20 protein-coding genes are annotated in these 24,649 nt (G+C 43.1%); 10 read left to right on the top strand and 10 right to left on the bottom strand.

What is annotated here, in order from left to right; genetic code table 11:
* Nucleotides 1-181 precede the first annotated feature (181 nt).
* The 5 genes from GZH31_RS12700 to GZH31_RS12680 are packed head-to-tail and all read left to right on the top strand — an operon-like array spanning nucleotide 182 to nucleotide 5,687.
* The gene (locus GZH31_RS12700) at nucleotides 182-1,522 is read left to right on the top strand and encodes a sigma-54 dependent transcriptional regulator (RefSeq protein ID WP_036966220.1); all 1,341 of its coding nucleotides are present in this window, start codon (nucleotides 182-184) and stop codon (nucleotides 1,520-1,522) included.
* A 14-nt stretch (nucleotides 1,523-1,536) separates the two neighbouring features.
* Entirely contained in the window at nucleotides 1,537-1,746 is a 210-nt protein-coding gene (locus GZH31_RS12695; protein ID WP_036966223.1) for a histidine kinase, read from the top strand.
* Between the two features lie 22 nt (nucleotides 1,747-1,768).
* Nucleotides 1,769-3,247 carry an ATP-binding protein gene (locus GZH31_RS12690; protein ID WP_036966226.1) on the top strand — a complete coding sequence of 493 codons (1,479 nt, stop codon included), beginning with the start codon at nucleotides 1,769-1,771 and terminating at the stop codon, nucleotides 3,245-3,247.
* Nucleotides 3,248-3,709 (top strand): response regulator, encoded by a 462-nt coding sequence (locus GZH31_RS12685; RefSeq protein ID WP_036966232.1) that lies wholly within the window; start codon nucleotides 3,248-3,250, stop codon nucleotides 3,707-3,709. It begins immediately after the preceding gene.
* 10 nt (nucleotides 3,710-3,719) lie between these two features.
* Nucleotides 3,720-5,687, top strand: coding sequence for a response regulator (locus GZH31_RS12680; RefSeq protein WP_180311062.1), 1,968 nt, complete (start codon nucleotides 3,720-3,722; stop codon nucleotides 5,685-5,687).
* On the opposite strand, the gene GZH31_RS12675 is transcribed toward GZH31_RS12680, so the two are convergent.
* Genes GZH31_RS12675 through GZH31_RS12665 form a run of 3 tightly spaced genes read right to left on the bottom strand, consistent with a single transcriptional unit; the run spans nucleotide 5,674 to nucleotide 9,386 of the window.
* A complete protein-coding gene (locus GZH31_RS12675) occupies nucleotides 5,674-6,678 on the bottom strand; it encodes a LacI family DNA-binding transcriptional regulator (RefSeq protein WP_036966238.1) in 1,005 nt (334 codons plus the stop codon). The genes GZH31_RS12680 and GZH31_RS12675 overlap by 14 nt on opposite strands.
* Nucleotides 6,679-6,701: 23 nt before the next feature.
* Entirely contained in the window at nucleotides 6,702-8,033 is a 1,332-nt protein-coding gene (locus tag GZH31_RS12670; RefSeq protein WP_036966243.1) for a glycoside-pentoside-hexuronide (GPH):cation symporter, read from the bottom strand.
* Nucleotides 8,034-8,051: 18 nt separating this feature from the next.
* Entirely contained in the window at nucleotides 8,052-9,386 is a 1,335-nt protein-coding gene (locus GZH31_RS12665) for a GH1 family beta-glucosidase (RefSeq protein WP_118844594.1), read from the bottom strand.
* 234 nt (nucleotides 9,387-9,620) lie between these two features.
* Here GZH31_RS12665 and GZH31_RS12660 point away from each other — a divergent pair, with 234 nt between their 5' ends.
* From GZH31_RS12660 to GZH31_RS12650, 3 genes are read left to right on the top strand one after another with little or no spacing between them, the layout of a single operon-like run.
* Nucleotides 9,621-10,886, top strand: a complete 1,266-nt coding sequence (locus GZH31_RS12660; protein ID WP_074988914.1) for a sugar MFS transporter — start codon at nucleotides 9,621-9,623, stop codon at nucleotides 10,884-10,886.
* A gap of 11 nt (nucleotides 10,887-10,897) precedes the next feature.
* Complete coding sequence (locus GZH31_RS12655) at nucleotides 10,898-13,414, top strand: exo 1,3/1,4-beta-D-glucan glucohydrolase (protein ID WP_180311060.1); 2,517 nt, start codon at nucleotides 10,898-10,900, stop codon at nucleotides 13,412-13,414.
* Nucleotides 13,405-14,436, top strand: coding sequence for a family 16 glycosylhydrolase (locus tag GZH31_RS12650; protein WP_075594049.1), 1,032 nt, complete (start codon nucleotides 13,405-13,407; stop codon nucleotides 14,434-14,436). The genes GZH31_RS12655 and GZH31_RS12650 overlap by 10 nt, the downstream gene beginning before the upstream one ends.
* Nucleotides 14,437-14,501: 65 nt before the next feature.
* Here the strand turns inward: GZH31_RS12650 and GZH31_RS12645 are convergent, their stop codons facing one another.
* The 4 genes from GZH31_RS12645 to GZH31_RS12630 all read right to left on the bottom strand — a co-directional run bounded on the left by GZH31_RS12645 (nucleotide 14,502) and on the right by GZH31_RS12630 (nucleotide 20,838).
* Nucleotides 14,502-15,512, bottom strand: coding sequence for a cupin-like domain-containing protein (locus GZH31_RS12645; protein ID WP_065979718.1), 1,011 nt, complete (start codon nucleotides 15,510-15,512; stop codon nucleotides 14,502-14,504).
* Entirely contained in the window at nucleotides 15,512-16,237 is a 726-nt protein-coding gene (locus tag GZH31_RS12640; protein ID WP_180311059.1) for a SapC family protein, read from the bottom strand. The genes GZH31_RS12645 and GZH31_RS12640 overlap by 1 nt, the downstream gene beginning before the upstream one ends.
* 20 nt (nucleotides 16,238-16,257) lie before the next feature.
* Nucleotides 16,258-17,799, bottom strand: coding sequence for a tryptophan halogenase family protein (locus tag GZH31_RS12635; RefSeq protein ID WP_180311058.1), 1,542 nt, complete (start codon nucleotides 17,797-17,799; stop codon nucleotides 16,258-16,260).
* Nucleotides 17,800-17,889: 90 nt separating this feature from the next.
* The gene (locus tag GZH31_RS12630) at nucleotides 17,890-20,838 is read right to left on the bottom strand and encodes a TonB-dependent receptor (protein ID WP_036966267.1); all 2,949 of its coding nucleotides are present in this window, start codon (nucleotides 20,836-20,838) and stop codon (nucleotides 17,890-17,892) included.
* Nucleotides 20,839-21,155: 317 nt separating this feature from the next.
* On the opposite strand from GZH31_RS12630, the gene GZH31_RS12625 reads away from it, so the two are divergent.
* Complete coding sequence (locus tag GZH31_RS12625) at nucleotides 21,156-21,767, top strand: fumarylacetoacetate hydrolase family protein (protein WP_036966270.1); 612 nt, start codon at nucleotides 21,156-21,158, stop codon at nucleotides 21,765-21,767.
* Here the strand turns inward: GZH31_RS12625 and GZH31_RS12620 are convergent.
* From GZH31_RS12620 to GZH31_RS12610, 3 genes are all read right to left on the bottom strand, one after another.
* A complete protein-coding gene (locus tag GZH31_RS12620; RefSeq protein ID WP_051501720.1) occupies nucleotides 21,730-22,644 on the bottom strand; it encodes a hypothetical protein in 915 nt (304 codons plus the stop codon). The two genes, GZH31_RS12625 and GZH31_RS12620, sit on opposite strands and share 38 nt — an antisense overlap.
* Nucleotides 22,645-22,780: 136 nt before the next feature.
* On the bottom strand, nucleotides 22,781-23,833 hold the full coding sequence (locus tag GZH31_RS12615; RefSeq protein ID WP_036966273.1) for an aldo/keto reductase: 1,053 nt from the start codon (nucleotides 23,831-23,833) through the stop codon (nucleotides 22,781-22,783).
* Between the two features lie 12 nt (nucleotides 23,834-23,845).
* Nucleotides 23,846-24,274 carry a thioesterase family protein gene (locus GZH31_RS12610; RefSeq protein WP_036966275.1) on the bottom strand — a complete coding sequence of 143 codons (429 nt, stop codon included), beginning with the start codon at nucleotides 24,272-24,274 and terminating at the stop codon, nucleotides 23,846-23,848.
* 151 nt (nucleotides 24,275-24,425) lie between these two features.
* On the opposite strand from GZH31_RS12610, the gene GZH31_RS12605 reads away from it, so the two are divergent.
* Nucleotides 24,426-24,632, top strand: coding sequence for a hypothetical protein (locus GZH31_RS12605; protein ID WP_075594054.1), 207 nt, complete (start codon nucleotides 24,426-24,428; stop codon nucleotides 24,630-24,632).
* The last annotated feature ends 17 nt before the right edge of the window (nucleotides 24,633-24,649 follow it).

Raw genomic sequence — 24,649 nt, 5'->3', positions numbered from 1 at the left:
CTTAATATTTGGTGAGTTATGATAACGTGTTATGAATATTTAATTCATTATAATTACCCCAAATTGAAACTTATTGCGATAATATAGTTGTAATTAATAATAACTTAGCTACCTAACGCTCGTTGTTTTATTTTCGGAAAAACTGTGCGTAGAATGGTAAAAAAAGGCTTAGGGAAAGAATATGTTAAATGTGCTTTTAGTTGATGATGACAGTGAGTTTAGTGATGTCGTGTGTCACATTGTAGAATTCCTCGGGCATAATATAAATACAGCTGCAAACCTTGCAGAAGCAGAGCAATGGTTCGAAAACAATACATTCGACCACGTCTTTTTAGATTTTATGTTACCAGATGGCAGTGGTCTGCACCTACTTGAACACCTTAAAAAAATTGGTCAATCCCCGCGAGTGACTCTCATTTCTGGCCACCCTTCGGTGAAGGGGAAATTAGCAGAAATGTGTGAGGCGAATGTAGGGCACTTAGTTAAACCCCTTCAGCGCGAAGACATCGAAAGGGTTCTCAACCCTAAAAAAGCAAATACAAAGAAAAAGTCAGCACCGAGTATTAAACGTCATTTTGGCACGCTCATTGGTGAATCTGATGTTATGCATAAGCTTTACACCATGATTGAACGTGTCGCAGCAACCTCTGCCAATGTCATGCTCATGGGGGAAAGTGGTGCTGGTAAAGAAGTCGTCGCACAAGCGATTCACAATGCGACAGCCTGCGATGGCCCGCTTGTTGCTACAAACTGCGGTGCATTTTCTAAAGAGTTGATTGGCAGCGAATTATTTGGCCACGAAAAAGGCGCTTTCACAGGGGCTGTTGCACGCAAAGAAGGGGTGTTTGAGCAAGCTGCTGGTGGTACGTTATTTTTAGACGAAGTCACCGAAATGCCCATTGATATGCAACCAAATTTATTGCGTGTCCTCGAAAATAAACGAGTGACCCGTGTCGGGGGGACAAAAGAGCAAGCGGTGAACTGCCGTGTGATTTCAGCAACCAACAGGACGTTGGATGACCTTGCGCAGAATAACGTGATCCGTGAAGATATCTATTTTCGCTTAGCTGTTTTTCCGATTGATATTCCTGCGCTACGTGAGCGCAAAGAAGATATCCCGCTACTTGCGAACGCATTTTTAGAGCAACTAAACGAAGAAAATGGCACAGACTTTAAATGGCAAGCAAGTCAGCTAAAAGAACTTGAAAGTCATGATTGGCCCGGTAATGTGCGAGAGCTTCGCCATGCTATTCACCGTGCTTTTATAATGAGCGACCCTAAAGGCAGTGCTATTACTTTACCTGAATCGCTCGAATCACCATTTTCTCGCGTCAATAAAGAAACACAGACCAGCCAGGTTATGGCCGGACAAACCATAGAAGAAGTCGAAAAAGAGCTGATCCACGCAACCTTGGATAAAGTACAAGGTAATAAAACCATCGCAGCACAAATGCTGGGGATCAGTACTAAAACACTCTATAACCGTTTAAATGCTTATGGCGGCATCGGAGAATACAAATAAAAAAAGGATAAAAAATGAATAATCACGAGTCTTTACGTCAGTTGGTACACGATGCTCGCGCACCACTTAACCGTATTTCAATGAATGCAGAGTTAGTTAAGCTCGTATTAGAAAACGATATGCCTAAAGAAAAAGCATTGGCCGCGCTTGATAAGATTATCGCCAATTGCCAGCAATGTAGTGAGCAACTTCAGCAAATTAGTGATACGCATACCAGCGATTAACGAATAAGCCATTGGGAAGAAAATGCATAAACAAAAGGGAAAAATCACATTAAATTGGGCAGGCTTTATAGCGATTGTTCTGTGTATTGTGATAGCCAATGCCATTTTGGCAGTAAACACGATTCGCTCACTGACAGAGACACAAAATAGTCTTGATAACACCAATTCGCTAAATACTGCCATTGAACGATTACATTTATCGGTGGTGCAAGCTGAGTCGGGTCAACGAGGTTACTTACTGACAGACCGTGAAGATTATTTGCTGCCATACAATGATGCGATTGCGTCTATGCAAGCGCAAATTATGCTGGTTAAAAGTTTACATTCTGAGATACCCGGTCAGGCTGAGCGTATTGCGCGGTTTATTTTTTTAGTGAATGACAAAATCGCAATAATGAGCCAAATTACGGATCTTGCTTTGGCCGATAAAAACGTGAAAGCTCGGCGTTTGCTTTTAACAGATAAAGGGCGCGAACTTTACAAAGACATTCGCGCTGCTGTTGATGAAATTCATATGCGCGAACTTAATTTTAAAGTCGAACAGTTCGCTAAATTATCGCAAATCAAAAACGACGCGAAACTGACTTTTGTGATCACTGCGGTGACCAGTACGCTATTGATCATTGGCATGTTTATTTTGACGCGGATCAACTCACTTAATGCAGCAAAATACCGTGCAGATTTAGAAGTGCAAAATGAAACATTGGCCGCTAAAGTGTCAGAACGTACCCAAGAGTTAACCATTTATTCAGACGAATTAAGTCGCTCGAACCGAGAGCTAGAAGAGTTTGCGTTTGTCGCCAGCCATGATTTACAAGAGCCTCTGAGGAAAATTCAGGCGTTTAGTGATCGGCTCGAAAGTATGTTCAAAGACGATTTGGGTGAAAAAGGCCTCGATTATATTAATCGTATGAAAAATGCGGCGCAGCGCATGTCTAATTTGATTAATGACTTATTAGAGTTTTCGCGAGTTACAACCCGTGGCAAAGACTTTATTGATACAGACCTTAACGAGGTCGTTCATGAAGTGTTAGATGACCTTGAGATTGCCATTAAAGAGTCAGAGGCAACGGTAAACTTAGATACGTTACCGCATATTCAAGCTGATCCGAGTCAGATGCTGCAACTGTTTTTAAATATTCTTTCTAATGCCGTTAAATTTAGACGTGAAAATGTGCCACCTATCATTACCATCTCCTATCAACGAACTGAAGAGTTTAGCCCTGCACACAACAGCGATGTTGCGTGGGAAATTATTACTATTTCAGATAACGGTATTGGCTTCTCTGAAGAGTACCTAGAAAAAATATTTGTTCCATTTCAGCGCCTTCATGGTCGTTCGCAATACAAAGGCACTGGAATTGGCTTGTCTGTATGCCGACGAATCGTAGAACGCCACGGTGGTGAAATTACAGCAACCAGTCAAGTGGGTGAGGGTGCAAGCTTCACTATTAAACTACCTGTGGAAACATCACTTTTCACATTGCAAGGAGAGGCTTAGATGCCACTTAATAAAGTAAAACCCATAACCATTTTAATGGCAGATGACGATGAAGACGATCGTTTATTAACCCAAGACGCTTTAGCTGAAAGTCGCGTACTCAATGAGCTGTTTTTTGTTGAAGATGGTGTTGAGCTACTTGAATACCTTGAACGAAAAGGCAAGTTCAGTGAGAAAGAAAACTCGCCGCGTCCAGGGCTCATATTACTTGATTTAAATATGCCTCGCATGGATGGACGTGAAGCGTTACAAGCGATTAAGTCTAACCCTAATTTAAAAGGGATTCCGGTTGTTATTCTTACTACATCAAAGCAAGAGGAAGATATGATCAAAGGCTACGACTTAGGTGCAGCCTCTTATATCACCAAACCGGTTACTTTTGATGGATTAGTCGAGCTCATGAAAACCTTAGGAAAATACTGGGTCGAGTTTGTTGAACTACCGCCATCAAATAATGATTAAAGGATAAGCAATGTTAGATAAGGTAACCCGATTACTGTTAGTAGAAGACGATGAAGATGATTATATTCTGACCTGTGATTACTTAGAGCAACTGGGTTCCCATACATTTGATGTTGAATGGTTAAGCTGCCCTGAGCAGGCGATTGGTGTACTGAGTGAGAACAAACATGATATTTGTTTGTTAGATTATCGCTTAGGGGCATCGGACGGATTAGAAGTGCTAAAACGGGCTGTTGCGAATGGTTTTCGCGGCCCGATAATCATGCTTACGGGGCAGTCTGACGAAACGCTTGATTCCGCTGCGCTCGATGCGGGAGCTGTTGACTACTTAGTCAAAAGCGAAATGAGCTCAGGGCGTTTTGCGCGCGCGATACGTTACGCACTAGCGCGACGAGAAGTCGAAGATGAACGTGTTGAGCGTTTAAAAGCCGAAGCTGAAAACCGCTCGAAAGACCGTTTTTTGGCGCACTTAAGTCATGAGTTACGCACCCCTTTGTCGTCAATTCTTGGCTACACTGAGCTATTAATGCAAAGTGAAAAAAACCAGCATGCGCAGAATGAGCTCGGGGTGATTTACAGAAACGGTAAGCACCTTTTGAGTTTGTTAAACGATGTACTTGATTTGTCTAAAATTGCTGCAGATAAACTTGAGTTGAACTGCAGTGATGTAAACCTTGATAGCTTGATGGCTGATGTGTACACGCTGATGCGGGTATCTGCGATTGATAAGGGGTTATCATTGCGATTTGAATCGCAGCAAGCCCTGCCTTTGATCATTAATTCAGACGCCACGCGCTTACGACAGATTTTAATTAATATTATTAATAACGCGATTAAGTTTACGAACCACGGTGAAATTGTCGTGCGCGCATGGACTGCGTGGGTTAATGAGCGCGAAATGCTGTTTTTTAGTATTAAAGATACAGGGCTGGGTATTGCACCAGAAAAGCAAGCTATTATCTTTAAACCGTTTGAACAAATTGCCGATGTTGAATCACGCGATGTGGGCGGAGCAGGCCTAGGCCTTGCTATTTGTTCTGAGCTGTTAACGCGTATGCAGGGGTCAATCAGTTTGGAGTCAACTCAGGGAGTCGGGTCTGAGTTCACCTTGTCGATTTACCCTGGCAATATTCGCGATGTTGAACGCCAACGACTTCGCTTTGATTCGAATCCAGATTACCAACAAAAGTTAACGACCTTGACCACCCATGGCCGTGTGTTAGTTGTAGATGATTTAAAAGATTTGCGTATTTTAGTGGGCCATATGATCGCCAGCACAGGGGCTGATGTTGAATACGCTGAAAACGGCAAACAAGCGATTGAAAAAGTGGCCGCTGCTGAAAAAAATGGTAAGACGTTTGATATTGTTTTTATCGATTTGCACATGCCTGTTATGGGCGGCAAAGAAGCAACCATAGAGCTCAGAAAAATGGGTTACCAAGGTCCTATTATTGCGTTAACAGCCGCCACAATGAAAGGCGTTAAAAGCGAACTTACCGCGCTTGGCTTTAATGACATGATAGCGAAACCCCTTGATTCAGGTCTACTTTACCATGTGCTTAACCATTATATTTGCCAAGGAAAAACCGACCCCGTCGTGGCACGTGATGATTGCCCCGCCATAACACAACAAAGTACGCGCTACTTGCTGGTGGAAGATGATAGTGATGCCGCGCAAATTACGCAGCTATTGTTAGAAAGCTTGGGTGTCGAAACGGTGATTGCAGCCAGTTATAAGGCGTGCCTACAAACCTTACACACGGACCAACACTTCGATAAAGTGTTACTTGATATGCACCTACCTGATGGTGAAGGACTTGATTTAGCACGCGAAGTTAAACAGCTTTACCCCAACTTAACGTTAGTTATTGTCAGTGGGGCTGAGCCAGAACCAGAAAAAATTGAACAGTTAGATATTGATCAAGTGCTGTTAAAGCCGATTAACTTAGGCTTGTTAACCCAGCTTATTGAGGGTTAGTTGTTATCGACTGCCTTACAACCAGCTCAGGTTCAAATACGGTTTGCAAAGGAGCCGTTTGCTTTTGATAAACGTGGCTCAACACCCAATCTGCCGCCATTTTGCCCATTTCGTTAATAGGGTAGTTTATGGTACTGAGAGGGGGGTAAACATGGCGTGTAAAAAACACATTATCGTAACCCATTATAGAAAGTTGATCAGGGAGTGTGAGACCGAGCTCTCTGGCGCTCGCCATAGCACCGGTTGCCATCTCGTCATTGGCACAAATAACCGCACTAAACGGCTTAGCGTGTTGATAAAGCGTTTTTAGGCCTGTAAACCCGCTGGCTTCCATAAAGTCACCTTGATAAAGTAATTGTTCATCAAAGGGTAACCCATACTCTGCGAGTGCTTTTTTATGGCCTTCAAGACGGTCTTGCGCGTCTTTTTTCCAAAGTGGACCACTAATATATGCAATCTGTTTATGGCCTTGTTCAAGCACATGTTTCGTTGCAAGGTAGCCACCTTTAATATTGTTTAAAATAATGCACCGATCGCTTAATTCACTAATAAAGCGATTGATTAGCACAAAGGGTACTTGGCTTTTACTGAGTTTTATAAGGTAGTCATCACTTACGGCTTCAACATGTAAAATAAGCCCGTCACAATTACGACTAATAAGGAATTCAATGCCTTGTTTTTCACGCTCTTCATTACTGTGGCCTGCGGCGATAATTAAGTGCTTTTTTTGATTGCGAAAAGTATTTTCTATACCGCTCATCATCGGTCCATAAAAGGGACCATGTAATTCAGATACCAAAAGGCCAACACTGTTTGAGCAATTCGACGCTAATGATTGGGCGATTGAGTTAGGTCTATAACCAAGTTCATCCATCGCTGCGGTGACTTTTTTGCGAGTGGCATCACTAACATTAGCGTTGTTATTCATTACTCTTGAAACAGTCGCAAGTGATACACCCGCTAGTTTCGACACCTCGTAAATGGTGGCCATGTTATTCCTTTTTAAAACCCAAATTATGGATGATTTTTCAGTGACAAGTCAGCACTGATCTGCTCAACTGTTTTATTATCGAGAATATACCTTTTCATGATTAAGGCGACAAGCACGCTGCCAATTGCAGGGTATAGCGTAAATGAAATCAAAATTCCCGACAGTGTTTGATTACTCAGCGTTGTGTTTGCTTCGTAACCGTAAAATGCGAGTAACCAGCCAGCAATAGCCCCACCCAAAGCAAGGCCAAGCTTAATGAAAAACACCACACTGGCATACACTAGGCCGGTTAATCGCTCACCGGTTTTCCATTGACCATAGTCAATTGTGTCGGCCATTTTGGCCCACAGTAACGGGGTGGCCATTTGGGTGAAAAAGCACCATAAAAAGTAAATAATAAAGGCAAGTGCTAACTGTTCGCTCGGTAACCAAAATGCCACGCAACTAATGATGGCCGAGATGTATTGTAAGCGAATATAGGCCGTTTTTTTATCGACACGTTTACTGAGTGGTTGCGCACAAGCACAGCCTAAAATATTACCTATCATGCCAATTGTAATAAAGTAAGTGACCAGTTCAGCTTCGCCAAGAACATACTTGACGTAATAAATTGCCAAGGTAGTACGAAGTACCATACTGGTTAAAAGCATAACGGCGGCAAAACAAAGTACCTTAAACGGGCCGTTTTGCAATAAGGTGCTCATGCGGCTTTTCCAGCTCAGAGAGCTGTTATGCTCGGCTATAACACGCTCTTTGGTAAAGCGAAAACAGATTAAAAATAACACCACACCCAAGCCACTCATCAGTGCCATAGTAAGCTGATAACCTAGGGCGTTGTCACCTTTACCTAACCAATTTACCAGCGGTAAAGTACAGGCACTGACAATCAATCCTCCTAACATACCGAATACAAAGCGATAAGACTGTATAGATACGCGTTGCTTAGGGTCTGGGCTTAATACGCCCCCTAAAGCAGAGTAAGGGATATTGATAGCGGTATACACAAGCATAAGGAGTGTGTAGGTGATAAAGGCGTAAATGACCTTGCCCGACTCGGGTAAATCGGGGGTTGTGAAGGTGATCATACTAATCACCCCAAATGGCACAGCCAGCCACAGCAAATAAGGCCGGTAACTGCCATATTTAGTGCGTGTCGAGTCGGTTAATGCGCCCATAAGTGGATCGGTAATCGCATCAACGACTCTTACCACTAAGAACAAGGTGCCGACAACTGCTGGCGAGATACCAAAAATATCGGTATAGAAAAAAGTTAAAAATAACATCACCGTTTGAAAGATAATGTTACTCGCTGTATCTCCTAAGCCATAAGCTATCTTTTCTTTTGTTGTCAGCATGTGTGTTCTCGTTTGTTATTATTTTTTTCGCTGCTTTAACAGTGCGCGATACTGCTTTGCACTTTCTTTTAAAATGCGTTGTTGGCTTTGATAGTCGATATAAACTAACCCAAAACGTTTTTCATAACCATATGCCCATTCAAAGTTATCCATTAAGCTCCATGCAAAATAGCCTTGAATATTAACGCCTTGGCGAATTGCATTACACACAGCATTTAAATGAGTGTGATAATAATCAACGCGTTCAATATCGTATACTTCACCATCTACTAAACTATCAGCCATAGCTGCACCATTTTCGGTGATATACATTTTGGGTAAATTATAGTGCTGATGTAATGAAACAAGCAGCTCAGTCAGGCCTTCTGGGTAAACTTCCCAGCCCATATCGGTGACACGCACATCGGTCAGCGGGGCTTCTTCAAACCAGCCATCAGGCGTGTTTTTGTAGTGTATGCGGGTATAGTAATTAACGCCAATAAAGTCGACAGATTGACTAATAATTGCCATATCATCGGCTTCGATAATGGGTTTTACATCCGCCGCTAAGTCATCAAAAAGCGGGGGATAGCATCCCTCTAAAACCGCTTTAATGTACCACTGATTATGGTATTGGTCAGCAAGCTTTGCTGCGTTGCAATCATTCTCTGTCAGTGGGTAGGTTGGACTGAAGTTTAATACGATACCTGCCTCGGTATTAGGGCAGTTTTTGCGTAATACTTGCATAGCCAAACCATGAGCCAGTAATAGATGATGAGCCGCTTGACGACCTGCTTGCTGGCTTTTTATGCCCGGTGCATGCACACCAATTTCGTAGCCTAAATACGCACTACAAAACGGTTCGTTCAACGTGGCAAAAGAATCAACCAAGTCACCTAAGTGACGACTGACTTTGTCGGCATAGTCTTGGAACTTGTAGGCTGTTTCGCGATTCAGCCAGCCCCCTTTGTCTTCAAGGTGCTGGGGTAAATCCCAGTGGTATAAGGTGACATATGTTTTGATATTGCGTGCTTTTAGTGCGCTGAGTAACTCAGTATAAAATGCCATGCCTTGTGAGTTTACAGAGCCATCCTCGTTGATTACCCGAGGCCATGAAATAGATAAACGATAGGCATCAACGGCTAAATCAGCAATCATCTCAATATCGTGTCGCCAATGTGTAACATGATCGCACGCTATATCACCGTTACTGTTATCGGCAATGGCGGAAGGTTTTTCGCAAAAAGTGTCCCAAATACACGCTAAGCGTGTATCCCGTGCGCCTTCAATTTGAAATGAGGCAGTAGCAACACCAAAGGTAAACTCGGGCTTGAGTAAATACGAGTCGGGCAAAAGAGAAATAGTTTTAAACACAGTGGATAGTCTTCCTTCGCATTGATTGTGTAAGGCGGCTGGCATACAGCATAGTAGTCAGTTGTAAGCGCTTACAGTTTTTCTGCAAATAAATTGCTTAATATGATTTATATGTTATAAATGTAAGCGCTTACATTTTATGTTGCAACACTTTTTTGTTTTTTCTTTAACCATGAAAAAGCACTATATTTGCTGTAACAAACTGATAAATATAAATAACTAGAGAATAAAATTATGGCTCATGTTTCAACGCCTGTTGCGGCAACATCAAGTCAAGTGGCGATGCCCAAGCAAACTTTTGCACTGGCATCATTAACCACTTTGTTTTTTATGTGGGGATTCATCACGTGTTTAAACGATATTCTGATCCCGTATCTAAAAGGCATGTTTTCACTTAACTACACGCAAGCGATGCTGATTCAGTTTTGCTTTTTTGGCGCGTACTTTGTGATGTCTATTCCCGCCGGTAAGCTTGTAAGTCGTATTGGTTATCAGTTTGGTATTGTTGTAGGGCTGGTTGTAGCAGCAATTGGATGCGCACTGTTTTACCCTGCGGCTGTCGCACATGTGTATGAGTTGTTTTTACTTGCCTTGTTTGTGCTTGCATCAGGCATCACTATTTTACAAGTCTCTGCTAATCCGTATGTCAGTGTACTTGGACCACAAAAAACCGCGTCTTCACGTTTAACAATGACCCAGGCATTCAACTCGCTAGGCACCACGGTTGCACCTATTTTTGGTGGGTGGTTAATTTTAACGGAAGTGAGTCATGCGACTGCGGAACAAGTGAAGTTTCCTTATTTAATGTTGTCTGCCAGTTTGCTGGTTCTTGCCCTCATTTTTGCATTCTTAAAATTACCTAAGTTAGGCAGAGAAGCTGATAACGAAGCGGAGCATCAAGACCTTGAAGACTTTGTTGATTTAGGCAGCGTTTGGCAGTATCGCCATTTGATTCTTGGTGCTGTGGGTATTTTTGTTTATGTCGGTGCTGAAGTCGCCATTGGCAGCTTTTTAGTTGGCTTTTTAACTCTTGATAACATTGCAGGCTTAACTGATAAAGAAGCCGCTCATTACATTAGCTACTATTTTGCTGGCGCCATGATCGGCCGCTTTATCGGCGCGCTGGTAATGCAAAAGTTCAATGCAGGTAAAGTGCTTGCGTGTCATGGATTACTGGCTGTTGTATTGATTATTGTTGCAATGACCGGCGAGGGCAGCCTTGCAATGTGGGCGATTTTACTGGTTGGATTATGTAATTCAATTATGTTCCCAACCATTTTTAGCTTGGCACTGCATGGTCTGGGTAAATACACTTCAAAAGGGTCAGGTATTTTATGTTTAGCGATTGTTGGCGGCGCCATTATACCGCTTATGCAAGGTATGCTGGCTGATTCAATCGGTGTACAGCTCGCGTTACTACTGCCAATCGCTTGTTATTTATATATTACTTACTTTGCGCTTTCTGGCTCAAAAGTAGTGTCTCAGAACCGTCATTCTTAAAGGTGCAGACTATGACAATAAAAAAACCATTAACGCTGTGTTCGATAATGATTGCCAGCATCAGCATTCTTGGCTGTACAGGGCAAGATAAGGTGGCAAAAATGAACGCTGAGAATGAAATCTGGCCTCGTATCGAAACGGGCATTAACGCAGACCCAGAAATGGAAGCGCAAATAGCTGCTCTTTTGGCAGACATGACGCTTGAGCAAAAAGTGGCGCAGATGATTCAACCTGAAATTCGAGATATTACGGTTGAAGATATGCGTAAATACGGGTTTGGTTCTTACCTAAATGGTGGAGGCGCATTCCCTAATAATGATAAACACGCCAGCGCCGCTGATTGGATAGACTTAGCTGAAAAAATGTATCAAGCATCAATTGACGATTCACTTGATGGCAGCAAAATCCCTACTATGTGGGGCACCGATGCTGTGCATGGTCACAATAACGTAATTGGGGCGACCTTATTCCCACACAACATTGGCTTAGGGGCGACAAACAACCCCGCCTTAATTGAGAAAATTGCAGCGGCAACCGCACAAGAAGTGATGGTAACGGGTATCGACTGGGTGTTTGCACCGACCGTTGCCGTGGTTCGTGATGATCGCTGGGGACGTACATATGAAGGCTATTCTGAAGACCCTGAAATCGTTAAAGCTTACTCAGCAGCAATTGTAAAAGGGTTACAAGGCGCAGTTGATGAAGACTTTTTATCGGATAAGCGCGTGATCAGTACCGTTAAGCACTTCTTAGGTGATGGAGGGACTGAAGGGGGTGACGATCAAGGTAATAACACGGCATCTGAGCAAGAGTTATTTGATATTCATGCCCAAGGCTATGTCGGTGGGCTAGGTGCCGGCGCACAAACCGTGATGGCGTCGTTTAATAGCTGGCATGGAGAGAAAATTCATGGCAGTAAGTACCTACTTACCGATGTGTTAAAAGGTAAAATGGGCTTTGATGGCTTTGTTGTTGGAGACTGGAATGGTCACGGTCAAATTCCGGGTTGTACAAATGGTAATTGTGCACAAGCTGCGAATGCGGGTCTTGATGTTTACATGGTACCAACAGATGCGTGGAAGCCATTGTATGAAAATTTAATCAAACAAGTTAACAGTGGCGACATTGCCCAAAGCCGAATTGATGATGCAGTAACGCGTATTCTGCGCGTTAAAATGCGTGCCGGTTTATTCGATAAACCAAGCCCGGCAAACCGTCCGCTTTCAGGCAAAACAGACATCATTGGCAGTGCGGAGCATCGTGCAATTGCCAAGCAAGCGGTGCGTGAATCGTTAGTGTTATTAAAGAATAAGCAACAGCTGTTGCCATTATCGCCTAAAGCAAATGTACTTGTCGCAGGTCTGGGTGCTGACAACATTGGTATGCAGTCGGGTGGCTGGACAATTACGTGGCAAGGCACTGGTAATGAAAACAGTGATTTTCCGGGTGGATCATCAATTTACGATGGTATTAAACACACGGTTGAGCAAGCCGGTGGACAGGTTCAATACGATTTAAATGGTGAATATACAACAAAACCTGATGTGGCCATTGTGGTGTTTGGTGAACAACCATATGCAGAAGGCAATGGTGACCTAGATAACCTTGAATATCAGCGTGGTAATAAATCAGATTTAGCCTTACTTAAAAAGTTGAAACAAGCCGGAATTCCAGTGGTATCTCTGTTTATTAGTGGTCGCCCAATGTGGGTGAATGCTGAGCTTAATGCCAGTGATGCGTTTGTAGCAACTTGGCTTGTAGGCAGTGAAGGTGATGCCATTAGCGATGTTATCTTTAAACAGGCTGACGGTTCAATTAATCATGATTTTAAAGGGAAATTATCGTTCTCTTGGCCAAATAATCCGGTAGAAAATTATAATCGTGGCGATAAAAACTACGCACCTCTGCTGCCGTATGGCTTTGGCTTAACCTACCAAGATGCCAATACCTTAACTGATGAACTAAACGAGGTATCTGACGTGGCCACTAAATTAGAAGATTTAGTGTTATTTGAACGCGCAGTAAAAGCCCCTTGGTCATTGCAACTGCAAAGTGGTAATGAGCAACAAACAATGACAAGTAGCCGTGCATCACTCAATGCGGTAAGCGTAAAAACCTTTGATAAAGACGTACAAGAAGACGCGCGTGCGATTACCTTTAATGGTAAAGAGCTTGCTGCGGTACGTTTAATGGCTGCGTTCCCGTCAGATTTGCGTTCATATGTTGAAAAAGCGGGTCAGCTTGAAATGCAAATTAAGATAGACCAAGCAGCAGATGCACCATTGATGTTAGGGATGCAGTGTGGTGAAAATTGTGACGGTCAATTTGATATTAGCAAACAGCTAACACGCACGTCTGAGTGGCAAACACTCACGGTTGATTTGAACTGTTTTGTTGAGCAAGGCGTTAACCTTGGACAAATATTCTCACCGTGGCAGCTTGCAACTGACGGTGCGTGGCATGTATCTGTTGCTAAACTTAGTGTGAGCAGTTCACACGCACAGGACTCAACAATTTCATGTCAGTAAAAACCTATGCTGTTATTTTGCTAACAGGCGCATTGAGTGCCTGTCAGCAAACAGCAGAACCCATTAAAGCCAGCCTAGGTGAAGGCTGGCAGCTTGTTTGGCACGATGAGTTTGAACAAAACACCATTGACCCAACTAAGTGGCAGCACGAAGTTAATTGCCGTGGTGGTGGTAATGATGAGCAGCAATGCTATACCGCCCGAAGCGAAAACAGCTTTGTTGAATCTGGCTTGTTGCATATTGTTGCGCGTAAAGAGCAATACACTGGGCCTTTACATAACGCAGATGAAGTTACTCGCGATGCTGAAAGAGCGTTGGTGGCTACTCAGCCATTTACATCGGCACGGCTTCGTACTAAGCACTTAGGTGATTGGCGTTATGGACGCTTTGAAGTTCGCGCTAAATTGCCAGCAGGACAAGGGGCGTGGCCTGCTATTTGGATGCTGCCTACGGATTGGCACTATGGTCGCTGGGCGTCATCAGGCGAAATTGACATTATGGAAGCGGTTAATTTAAACACTCAAACTGATGATAAAACAGCCCCAGCTGGTAGCTTAGAAACACGCGTGCATGGCACCTTGCATTACGGTGGACCTGCTCCTGAAAATGTTTACAGTGGCACGCCTTATCGTTTTAGTGATGCAGATAACCCCGCTGATAATTTTCATGTTTATGCGCTTGAATGGCAGCAAGATGAAATTCGTTGGTATGTTGATAATGTGCACTATGCAACGTTTCGCCATGACCAGTGGTATTCAACATCACAGCAAGCCGATGGCTCATTTGTAGAAAACAGCGGTTTTGCCCCTTTTGATCAGCGTTTTCATTTATTACTCAACTTTGCAGTTGGGGGTAATTGGCCCGCCAATGTCAATGACAAAGGGGTTGATATGAGTGGTTATCCAAAGCAAATGCTAGTGGATTATGTGCGTGTTTTTCAGTGTAGTCAAAACAGTGAAACGGGCAAGGGGTGCGCTTCTGTGCAGCCATCAGCAGTGCACATAAAAGGCAAACGTCAGTGAATTATGAGCCAAGAGCCTGCAGGTGTTTCGCCGAACTCGTTGCATCTGCTGGCTTTTGGCTCATTCTATCGGTTGAGTTTTTGCAGTAATAATTGTCTTATTTTTCTTGCGGTTAATTCATCAATATCAGCCAAAATACCGTGTGCAGGCTGTGCAATATGGCTGGTTAAATCGAGCTCATCAGCAAATACATAGTGATTAAACAATTGCTGCCATTTTTGTTTATGCTCTTTTGGTAAGTCCTTTATCGCCAACATGCTATGCAACATAGCATCAAAGGGGTTGGCCAAATACTCCGGAGCTTGTCGCCACCAATAATTAACTAACACATTAAATGGCTGTGTTGCACTGACTTGGTGCCACCAAAGTGCAGGAATATAAATAGCATCCCCAGGTGTTAATGTCGCTGTTTGCGCCTTTTCTGCTGCCTCTTTGAAACGTGGAAAACGCGTGAAATCAGGGTTATTAAAATCGACTAAGCTAATAGCCTGACCCGCGGGTGTAAACTCAAGAGGCCCAACATATAAATTATTTACCTGCTCAGTGGGTAGTAGGGTAAAGGTGCGCTTACCCGCAGCAACACACGCCAAGTTATCGGCATTGTCGTAATGAGCCGCAATATGACTGTGATTTCCGACCCAGAGACTTGTTAGGCAGTTATAATCGGTCACCTCTAATGGGTTGTCGAGGCTAAAGCCCGGCGCGCAGTATTCCACAGCGGTTGACCCCATATACAACGAGTCAGCCTGTGTGTGCGCTAATTTATCGACTAACTTGTCTAGCACGCTTTTAAGTGAGTCGGCGTGTTGTGAAAAATTAAGTCCCGATAAATCAGCATTATAAAAATAGCGGCCTTGATGCATAGCATCGGCACTAAAACTGCGAACAGGCGCATTATTGGCCAGCTCTAAAAGGTAGCTTAATGCCTGTTTTTCGCCTTTTTTGGCTGCTGCAACCTGAGGCCAGTGAGCACACAGCTCTCTTATCACCAAAGGCTCAGTTAAGTCGGCTAAAAACGCTTTAAGGTTGGTAATCTCTGAGGCATTGCACTCATTAATTGGCGCTGCGCTAAACATTACTGCTGCGCCCACTTCTTATTCAGTAAGTGTGGGATCTGTTCCATTGATGCAAGTACCATATAAATGGCTTGTAAGTCGCCTTGCTGTTGCAACTGTTTTAACTGTTGCGGTGTTAAATCATTTAGTGCGTGTTGATTAATGGTATAAAAACCTGTCACTGTAACTTTTTCGCCATTCTTTTGGGCATATTCGATACTGAATGCTTCCAGCAGGTTGGCGGCAAGTAGGCGCTCAAAAAAACCATTAATTGTTTGATGCTCTTGATGCAGGGTATTCAGTACTTGAGCAATGTGATTTAAGTAATCACTGTTACCGCCATGCTCAAGGAAAATGGCTTCCCCCTGACTTGTACTAACACGAGGGCTGTCTAAATCAATATGCACCACTAATGATTGCTCAGGAATTCCATTGTTATATTGCGTCTGTTGGCCTATTAAAAACGGTTGGCGCTGCATGCTAAGCGGTAAGTAACTTAGTTTTAATTCGCCTTTTTCATCAAGCAGTAGGTTTTCACTATTTTCAAAACCAAATAATGCCAATGCTTCAAACTGGCCTGTTTGTGGTTGCTTACGAAATACGATAGGTTGGTTTGCTTGTACTTTTGCAAACTCACTTGGGAAAATAGTGGCGCAGCTAATTTGATCGCCCCAGTCGGCACCGCGTGCGGTGATCACTTTCAGGTCTTTATGGCTAATATTATCAAGTAAAACGTGATTGGCCATTGGGCCTCCTAATGCTGATATTAAATAGGTTGAATACCAAATTGCTGAATATGGTTTAGCAGCTCACGATTTGTTGGTAGCTGCTGTAAAGCATGTTTGGCATGTTGTTGATTAGCAGTAAAGTGCTCAACAATTGCAGCAGGCATTGCCATGATTGGAAATTTAGGCAGCTGTTTCATGCCATAGAGCACATACTGATAACTGGCCGCAGAGAATACCTCTTGGGCACGATCAAAATCGTTGAGCCATGGACTTTGATACTGCCACAGCGCTAAATTCTCTTGCAGTTGCGCCGGTACACTTGCGGCTTCTTTATGTGCTTGCCAGTATGGACTGGTCCGTTTTGATAACACGTAATGCAGTTTTAAAAATTCGATTATGCGCTGCCAGCGATAATGGCATTGGTCATCAAAGCGTTTGGCAAGCGTAGGCATCGCTGCACGGTGTGTGGGGAAATTAGCCAGTAAATTATTAAGACCAAGCTCCACCATCACGAGTGCAGAGGCTTCTAGCGGTTCAATAAAGCCTGCTGACATTCCGATTGCTAAACAGTTTTTATGCCAAAAAGTGCGCCTGTAGCCGGGTGTAAAACGAATCTCGCGAAATGTTAATTGGCTTTGGTCTGTGCCTGGCTGGGTGCTTTCAATGTAGCGGCCAAGCGCTTGTTTGGCATCATCACTGTTGGCAAAACGACTTGAGTAAACCATACCAAGCCCACGACGACTTTGTAGGCCAATATCCCAAATCCAGCCCGCATCTTGAGCGGTGGCTTTGGTATAAGACAAAATGTCTTGTTGTGGACTTGCATAAGGTACTTGCACTGCCACTGCGCGGTCGTTAAATAGCACATCTTGTTGCTCGATTAATTCAACGCCGTAATGTTGATGTAAGAGCTTTGCGTGTGTCCCCGAGCAGTCAATAAACAAGTCGCCGGTAATTATTCCATGATCGCGTGTTTCTAATGAGCTGATGTAGCCTTCATCATCGTTATTAATGCTTTCAACATGGCTTACAATATGCTCGACATTAAGTTGAGTGGTGCAGTGAGTTTGCAATAACATCGCAAACTTTCCAGCATCTAAATGATAACCATAGTTTGCTTCGCCTTGGTAGGCGCTGTGTAGGTGGTTTTTTGGGGCTTTGTGGTGATCGCATAAGTAGGTTTGACTTGCGACGGCATGGCTAAAACTTACGGCCTCTTTATTGGCGAACCAATAGGGAGCAATGTTTAGCTGCTGATAGGCAACAGGCAAACTAAACGGGTGGTAATAATGGGTGCTGCCATCATCTTCGCACCAGCCATCAAAGCGTGAACCTTGTTTAAATGAAGCATCGCAGGTTTGAATAAAGTCACTTTCACTAATGCCGATGGTTTTCAGTGTTTGGCGCATTGTCGGCCAGGTACCTTCACCAACACCAATGGTGGCAATATAAGGGGATTCAATGAGGGTGATCTGTGCGTTATGGGTTAAATGTGGCTGTGCGGCAATTAAACCCGCGGTTAACCAACCGGCAGTTCCCCCTCCTAAAATGACCACTTTTTTTACATTATTCTGTTGCATGTTCAAAGCTACCTTAAACGCTATAAAGACAAACTAGCATATTTGTGAAAAAAAAAGCCGCTGTTGAGCGGCTTTTTTGACAACAAAATGCTAGAACGAGTAGCGGAAGCCGATGTTGTAGCGCGCACCGTACTGGTTTGCACGTAACAGCTGCTCAGAGTAACGAACGTAGGTACGTTGCGTTTCATCTGTCAGGTTTAGACCTTCAACAAACACCGTTAGCTTTTCGTTCACGGCGTAGTTCACGTTGATATCCCACTGGCCATAAGACTCAGTAAAAACAGGTGATGAGTGTTGATCAAAGCCTGTTAAGAATTCATCGCGCCAGTTATATGAAATACGCGCCGATAAGCCGTTTAAATCATAAATAGCTGAGAAGTTTGCTGAATCACTTAAGCCCGGTAAGGCAAATTGATAACCGATAGCATCTCTGTCTGCTTCAACATCACCAAATACAAACGTTGCGTTGGCTGCGATACCAAATCCAGTTTCACCAAACATGTGCTGTGCAGCAAGCTCCCAACCCCAAAGGTTAGCGGTCTCAACGTTGTTATCGCGAGATACAAAGAAGTTTGCCAGTGGGTCAGTGCTATTGCCCACAATCGGTGTGCCTTCTTCAGTGCCTTGGTTTTCGTTGATTTTATCGTGAATTGCTTGGTCAGACGGTTGCTCACCTGCCGCAGCTAGGTCTTCACGCGCTTGCTCAGCACGGTCACCAATGAATGGGTCTGTGATGCCGTCAATTGTTTCTTCTGTGGTGATGTTCACTAAGAAGTTATCAACTTGCTTACGGTAGTAACCAGCAGAAACATAGCTGCCTTCACCGTAGTAGTACTCAAGTGATAAGTCGATGTTATCGGCTGTATAAGGTTTTAAGTTCGGGTTACCTACCGCAACTTTACGTTGACCCACTTTGGGGTTACCCAAGAAAGACGTTGTTGAACGCAGTGCGCCAACAGGTGGGCGAGCTAGGGTACGACTATATGAGAAACGAGCAATCACATCTTCAACCACTTCGATGTTCATATCGATATTTGGTAAAAATTCTTTCGTGCTGCCTTCACCGTTTGAGAATGTACGCTCATCAGCATAAATGTATGACCATTCGTTGCCGTTTACCCATTCCATTGCAACAGCAGGGCGCTCTAGGCTGTTTGCTGTAACATCTGTTGATTCGTAACGTAAGCCTGCGGTAATGTTAATTGGCATGCCGTTGAATTCTGTTTCGAAGTTAGCTTGTGCATAAAATGCCGTCGTTTCTTCGCTAACACGGTGGTCATCATCAATTGGACCCGCTTGCACCTTGCCGTTTACATCCGCTGGCCAACTACATGCACCAATGCCGCCATCAGGGTGGTCACAGTCAATGCTTTCGGCGATTGCAACGATTTCATCAAAGTCAGCATCGTAGTAGTAGTTTAATAGCTTGTCGCTACCGCCACCAGAGAAGCCATCAAGTAAACCAGAGCTGTCAACACGCGTAAACATGCTGTCATCATACCAATCAGCAGAATTTAGCCACCAACCAGCCGCTAACTGACCTGAATAAGCCGTGGTAGTACGGAAATCAACTTTTGTATGTGATACACCAAAGTTAATGCTTGAAAGCGCGCCTGTGTTTTCATTGTACCAAGTACCTTTTAACTGGTACTGGTCTAGATCGTTAGTGTTCGTGTCTTTATTAACACCAGCGAATAGGGTTCCCATATCGCTTGGTAATAGCTCTGCTTGACCGTTGGTCAATGTCATATCGATCAGTGGGATTTCTCCTTGGCTGAAGTCAGCCATTTTCTCATCAATATTCACTGTTGGGTTTTCACACCATGAACACGATGTATTACCAATGATCATAAATGCATCATGGCCAAGACCAACCCCAGCACTTTCTGCTGATGAGTTGTGAGCATCAAACTCGATGTTTAAGTTATCAGTTACTTGCCAATCAATGTTTAAACCCAGTGATTTGTTTTCGTTTTCTGTGGCACCACGGTTAAGGTTTGTCGAATAATCACCACCAATTTCAGTAACTTTTGTGTAAGTGCCATTTTCGTTGATGTTCGCTGAACTTACGTTACCACCATTATTGAACCACACACCGAAACTACGACCGTCTTTTTCAAATTCAAGTTTTGAGTAGGTGTAATCGAGTGTTGCTGTAATACGGTCTGTTGGCGCGTATTGCAATACAAGTTGACCGTTAGTACGTTTACGTGTGTTGTCCGAGAAGGCATAACCGGCATTTTGTGGATACCATGTTGCCCCATCGGCACGTTGATTGTTGTCTGTTAATGCTAAATCTGGAGATGACGAAATATCAACATTCGGGATCCAGTTATCAACCGCCATTGCTTGCTCGCGGTTGTTACGCTCTTGCACTGAACCTGAAATTAAAACACCAAAACGGTCATCATTGAAAGTGTTGCTGTAAATGCCAGAAACTTCAGGTGTAATATTATCGCCAGTTTCGTTTGATGTATCATGAACCGCTTTTGCACCAATTGATGCCTTAAGACCAGGGTTCGATAATGGTTTTGCTGTAGTGATATTAACGGTTGCACCGATACCACCACTAGGTATGTCTGAACGAGCTGTTTTGTATACTTCAACACCGCTGACGCTTTCAGTCGCGATATCACCAAAATCAAATGAGCGGCCGCCCGTTGTTGGCATTTGGCGGTTGTTTAACGTGACTAAGTTAAACTCAGGACCAAAGCCACGTACAGTGATTTTACTGCCTTCACCGTTACTGCGGTCTATAGACACACCTGTAATACGTTGCAGAGATTCTGCTAAGTTTGTGTCTGGAAACTTACCGATATCTTCTGACGTGATTGCATCAACAACACCTGCAGATTGACGTTTGATATCCATTGATTTTACAAGGCTACCGCGGATCCCCGATACTTGTATTACTTCAATATCACTCGCTTTCTCGGATTTTTCTTCGGCAGCAGCTGAGTGAGGAACTAGCGCGCTTAATCCCATTGCCATGGAAAGGCTAATGGCAAGCTGCTTTTTCTTGAATAGTGTGTGGTTCATGCAAATCTCCAGATTTGGTTTTATTTTTCGTGTTTGTTGTCTAAATGTAAGCGCTTACATTCTATTGCAAAAAAAATCGCCGAACCCGATTTTTATAAATGTAACCGCTTACAATAAGTTATTAGAAAGTTAAACAATGGTCAATATAAATCACTTTTTAGTTGGCAATTAATATGTATGTTCATGTTATTATAAGGAATAATTAAGTGTAACTTTTTGGCTTTTTAACGGGTTTTGCAGCTGTTTTAGGTAAAATTAGATAATTCAATTAATGTTAATATAGTACAAAAGGTGTTGTAGATTATAAGGAACCCACAATGCACTCAGTCAAATTTGTTAACGAAATAGTGACACCAAGTAAAGTGGTGTGTGTTGGTCGAAACTATGCCGCTCATATCGCAGAGCTCAATAACGAAACACCGACCAGTATGGTGTTATTTGTAAAACCGAACAGCGCATTAACGCAGTCGCTGTATGCTAAGCACGGTTCTGAGCAATTACATTACGAAGCAGAGTTGTGTTTTTTAGTTAAAAATAAACAGCTTGCTGGTGTTGGCCTTGGACTTGACTTAACCAAACGCGATTTACAAACTCAGCTAAAACAAAAAAGCTTACCCTGGGAGCGTGCTAAAGCCTTTGATGGAGCTGCACTTTTTACAGAGTTTGTGCCAGTCAATGAGTCAGGGCAGTATCAATTTAGTCTACACATTGATGGTAAATTAGCCCAGCTTGGCGACACTCAGTTGATGATCCACACTGCTCAGCAGATTTTAGCTGAGATCAATGAATTTATGAGTTTACAGGATGGTGACATCATTATGACAGGCACCCCTGAGGGAGTGGGTAAAGTTATTTCAGGTGCCACTTTTAATGTGGCGCTAAAAGATGGCTCTACTCAAGTTCTAACCCATCAATGGCAGGCGATTTAAGTGGCGCTAAGATAAATCGTTGGTAGTAATTTAAAAAATCAGGAAAACTTTCCTCTAACCAAGCTCGTTGGTTTTGTTGATATTTTTCACTTGGTAATACGGTGTTTTTAAGCGCGTTATTAATGTCGACTAACACGCGTTGTGCATAATTATTGGGGGCGCTGGTTGAGCAGCCAATCGCACCCAGCACAACATGCTGTTCAGGGTCACCGATGGCGAGTTTTTTTATATCTTGCTGGTATTTATTATTGTAATAGTCTGCCACAAATGGGTAATCAATGGTGTAGTCAATATAGCCGTGCTCAAGCTGCGTGAGTAGTGCATAACTTGCTTGACTGCCGGTACTGCTCAGTGCTGCATAGTCATAAAGCTTAATGTTTTTTGCAATGTTATCCAGTGTGTTGCCAAACTTGCGTGCATCATTTTGACCATACATAAAGTGTGCATCCGTTAACAGCGAAATTAATGACACGGGATTACCGTGAGCTTTATAAATTTTTTCAGCTTGCTCGCTATTACTTAAGATAGTAAACGGTGGGTAAACCGTGGTCGGAATAGAGTAAGTAACGCGATGTGTTTTTTGTTCACGATGAATCATACACGCATAACAAGCCATGTGGCCTTCATCTAAATATTTACTTGCTCGCTTTTGTGGGATTGTCACCTTGGTATGTTTTATGTGTGGCAGGGCGGTGATGAGTAAATCGGTTATTTCGTTACATAAACCCGCGTGAGGAGTTGTTTCATTTTTTTCGATATAAAAAGGCCCGCTATCGTTTTCGAGCCATGTAATTGATAGTTGTTCAGAAGCATGCACATACGAGCCAAGTAATAAGCTAGAAATAACATAGAATGCTTTTTTTAGATGTTTTCTCATCGTTTACCTTACAACTCAATAACGATGATTAACTATACACCAAAGTATTGAAAATAAAATAAACAGCAATTAAAAATGGTTATATAGTATTGGTTTTGGCGGGATTAAAGCCTATCAAACGATAGGCTTTACAGCATTAAAATGGCATTGGGTAGCGATTAAATACCTGTGCTATTTTTTCAAGTGCCTCATCGGTGAGCGTCACTGAGAAAGCATCAATATTTTCTTTTAACTGCGACATTGACGTGGCACCGATGATGGTTGAACTGACACCATCGACCTGATCACACCATGCAAGCGCAAGTTGTGAAGGGGTTAGATTAAAGGCATTCGCTATCTCTACATACTCTGCGATAGCTTGTTGCGACTGAGGCGTGTCTCTAAATAGGCCATTGCGTTGTACCAGTGTCCAGCGGCTACCTTCAGGGCGCGCACCATTAAGGTATTTACCACTTAACATACCACCACCAAGGGGTGACCAAGGTAAATACGCAATATCTTCGTGAATACATTGCTCGATTAAGTAAGGCCAGTCTTTGGCATGCAGTAGACTAAATTCGTTTTGAATAGACACCATGCGCGGCAAATTATGTTGCTCACTTAAACGCAAGTATTGGCTAATACCCCATGGACTATCATCAGAAAGACCACAGTGTTTAATTTTACCGGCTTTAACACAGTCATTCAGGCCTTCAAGAATATCGAGCATACCTGCAATATTTTGCTCGGTGTCGGCATCTGAAAAACGCACAATGCCGGGCCATTGTTTACCAAAATGCGGCGAGGTGCGGTTAGGCCAATGAAGCTGATATAAGTCGATAACATCAGTGTGTAATCGTTTTAATGAGGCATCAACGGCGTTAACCACCGCTTGACGAGTGATATCTTCGCCTTCACGAACCCAAGGTAAACCATTACCGGCAATTTTAGTCGCAATAACGAGGTTTTCACGTTTATCTTTATTACGTGCAAGCCAATGACCAATAATCTCTTCGGTCTTACCATAGGTGTCGGGCGAGGGCGGTACGGCATACATTTCTGCCGTGTCGATAAAATTAACGCCTTTATCTAACGCATAGGCAATTTGTTCATCGGCATCAGCTTGGTTATTTTGCATACCCCATGTCATGCTTCCTAAGCAAACACGGGAGACGTCAATACCACTTCGGCCAAGTGGGCTATAAAGCATATTAGTTCCTTGTTAATCGTTAGAGTGGGCTTTAAGTGCAGCTAAAAGCTCATCGCTTAGTTCTGCTTTTTTACCCGTAGTAAAGTTAAACATGACAACGTGTGATGAGCCAACAGTGGTAACTGCCTTTTGGCTCTCACTGAATACGGTGTAGTGCATCATAAAGCGATCTTTTTCAATGTCACTTATGGTTACACCAACATGCACGGAATCTGGAAACGTCACGGGGCGTTTATAGCGAGCATTGTTTTCGCTGATCACCGGACCCACGCCTGTTGCTTGTAAATCTTTAAGAAAGCCTAATTGTGTAAAAAAGTCGATACGAGCGGTTTCAAAGTAACGAAAATAGACCACATTATTCACATGCTGAAGGGCGTCCATTTCACCCCATGCTACATTAATTTTTGTTCTGATAGGGTGTTGTTCTATAAACGATTGCATAGCAAATCCAGGTTAATTGTGAGAAAAGCTAGGTTAGCAACATGCTGCTTTTAGCTCAAGAAAATTAGAAAACTAAGTATATTGTGCTAACTTTATAAGTTCACGCTTACGTAAAGTGTGAGTAAATCGAACACACATGAAGGACCTAGTTATGCAGCAACTAACAGCGAAAATGATAAAGTGGGCAGTATTATTCATCTTACTGGCTCTGGCTCTACTGTGCTACAGTATGGGCACAATGTCTGGGTTTATCGTACTAATTGTCTTGGGACTTTTTCTCGAAGCCGCCTTTTGGTTATTTGGAGCACGGCTGTTTAATCGCAAAAAAACACGCGAGCAAACACGTCAAACCTCTTAGTATGTTCGCTTGCACTA

The sequence above is a fragment of the Pseudoalteromonas sp. JSTW genome, from assembly GCF_013423925.1.
Lineage (GTDB): Bacteria > Pseudomonadota > Gammaproteobacteria > Enterobacterales > Alteromonadaceae > Pseudoalteromonas > Pseudoalteromonas lipolytica.
The sequence above is the reverse complement of the archived record's forward strand: the minus strand, read 5'-3'. Positions and strand labels throughout refer to the sequence as shown.

Coding starts and splice junctions, on each gene's coding strand:
- GZH31_RS12700 (WP_036966220.1), top strand. CDS start 182: ATGTTAAATGTGCTTTTAGTTGATGATGACAGTGAGTTTAGTGATGTC.
- GZH31_RS12695 (WP_036966223.1), top strand. CDS start 1,537: ATGAATAATCACGAGTCTTTACGTCAGTTGGTACACGATGCTCGCGCA.
- GZH31_RS12690 (WP_036966226.1), top strand. CDS start 1,769: ATGCATAAACAAAAGGGAAAAATCACATTAAATTGGGCAGGCTTTATA.
- GZH31_RS12685 (WP_036966232.1), top strand. CDS start 3,248: ATGCCACTTAATAAAGTAAAACCCATAACCATTTTAATGGCAGATGAC.
- GZH31_RS12680 (WP_180311062.1), top strand. CDS start 3,720: ATGTTAGATAAGGTAACCCGATTACTGTTAGTAGAAGACGATGAAGAT.
- GZH31_RS12675 (WP_036966238.1), bottom strand. CDS start 6,678: ATGGCCACCATTTACGAGGTGTCGAAACTAGCGGGTGTATCACTTGCG.
- GZH31_RS12670 (WP_036966243.1), bottom strand. CDS start 8,033: ATGCTGACAACAAAAGAAAAGATAGCTTATGGCTTAGGAGATACAGCG.
- GZH31_RS12660 (WP_074988914.1), top strand. CDS start 9,621: ATGGCTCATGTTTCAACGCCTGTTGCGGCAACATCAAGTCAAGTGGCG.
- GZH31_RS12655 (WP_180311060.1), top strand. CDS start 10,898: ATGACAATAAAAAAACCATTAACGCTGTGTTCGATAATGATTGCCAGC.
- GZH31_RS12650 (WP_075594049.1), top strand. CDS start 13,405: ATGTCAGTAAAAACCTATGCTGTTATTTTGCTAACAGGCGCATTGAGT.
- GZH31_RS12645 (WP_065979718.1), bottom strand. CDS start 15,512: ATGTTTAGCGCAGCGCCAATTAATGAGTGCAATGCCTCAGAGATTACC.
- GZH31_RS12640 (WP_180311059.1), bottom strand. CDS start 16,237: ATGGCCAATCACGTTTTACTTGATAATATTAGCCATAAAGACCTGAAA.
- GZH31_RS12635 (WP_180311058.1), bottom strand. CDS start 17,799: ATGCAACAGAATAATGTAAAAAAAGTGGTCATTTTAGGAGGGGGAACT.
- GZH31_RS12630 (WP_036966267.1), bottom strand. CDS start 20,838: ATGAACCACACACTATTCAAGAAAAAGCAGCTTGCCATTAGCCTTTCC.
- GZH31_RS12625 (WP_036966270.1), top strand. CDS start 21,156: ATGCACTCAGTCAAATTTGTTAACGAAATAGTGACACCAAGTAAAGTG.
- GZH31_RS12620 (WP_051501720.1), bottom strand. CDS start 22,644: ATGAGAAAACATCTAAAAAAAGCATTCTATGTTATTTCTAGCTTATTA.
- GZH31_RS12615 (WP_036966273.1), bottom strand. CDS start 23,833: ATGCTTTATAGCCCACTTGGCCGAAGTGGTATTGACGTCTCCCGTGTT.
- GZH31_RS12610 (WP_036966275.1), bottom strand. CDS start 24,274: ATGCAATCGTTTATAGAACAACACCCTATCAGAACAAAAATTAATGTA.
- GZH31_RS12605 (WP_075594054.1), top strand. CDS start 24,426: ATGCAGCAACTAACAGCGAAAATGATAAAGTGGGCAGTATTATTCATC.